A 919-nucleotide genomic window follows, 5' to 3' on the forward strand; every position below is an offset into this window, starting at 1 on the left:
CGGTCGTTGCGGACTAATTGAACCTTCCTATATCCCTGCCCCTGAAGTGGTACAGCTTCGTTTATTGACACGTCGCATGCGTTCTTACAAGCAACGTCAAACTCAAGTTAAAAATGAAATTCACAATCTCTTACAACGGGCCAATATCAAGCTAACCAGTTATCTTTCTGATGTTTTTTCTAAGACGGGGCAAGCACTTTTAAAATTATTCATTAACGGAGAAACAATTAATGTAGACTCTGTTATTCCTTGTATCCAGAAGCGAGTGAAAGCAAGTCCAGAAGAACTCGTTGAAGCGATGGAAGGAAAGTTATCACTAGAAGACCGCTTCCTCTTAGACCAGAGCTTAGAGGAATGTCAGATGTATCAGGAACTCATTGAAAAATTGACCGATGAGATTCAACACTACATCGAAAAGGAGTTTCCCTGAGGAAAATAGGCTACTTCAAACCATTCCTGGTGTGAATGAAAACTGTGCTGCCACTATTCTAGCTGAAATTGGACCAACTGTTACAGCCTTTCCATCCGATGCACACTTAGCATCATGGGCTGGACTAGGCCCAGGGTCTTATGAAAGTGCTGGCATTAAAAAATCCTCACACATCACGCAAGGAAATCGATATATCAAACAGGCTTTGACCATGTCGGGATTAATTGCAGCACATTCTAAGGATCCAGCTTTTTCTTCTTTTTACAATCGAATTTCCCAAAGAGGAAGCAAGATGAAGGCGGTTATTGCTTGTGCTCATAAGATTCTCAGAATCATTTACAAACTACTATCCACCAAGCAGACTTATCAAAAAGAAAAGGCGCTAGGACTGAGGAAACAGTTCTAACGCCAAAACTAAAAAAATTTCAATTACAGTATAGCACAGGAAGTGATTTTTTGCGCTTTTTTACTGTTTTTTTTCAAATAAAA

General features: G+C 39.8%; 1 protein-coding gene and 1 pseudogene. Both read left to right on the plus strand.

The genetic code is table 11. The annotated features are described in order from the left end of the window. Window positions 1-430 (plus strand): annotated as a pseudogene (locus tag ADH54_RS00005) (IS110 family transposase); the annotation flags it as partial. Continuing rightward, the gene (locus tag ADH54_RS00010) at window positions 393-836 is read left to right on the plus strand and encodes a transposase (protein WP_080551641.1); all 444 of its coding nucleotides are present in this window, start codon (window positions 393-395) and stop codon (window positions 834-836) included. The pseudogene ADH54_RS00005 and the gene ADH54_RS00010, both read left to right, overlap by 38 nt. Window positions 837-919: the final 83 nt, after the last annotated feature.

The sequence above is a fragment of the Streptococcus pseudopneumoniae genome (genome assembly GCF_001072315.1).
Classification (GTDB): Bacteria; Bacillota; Bacilli; order Lactobacillales; family Streptococcaceae; genus Streptococcus; species Streptococcus pseudopneumoniae_R.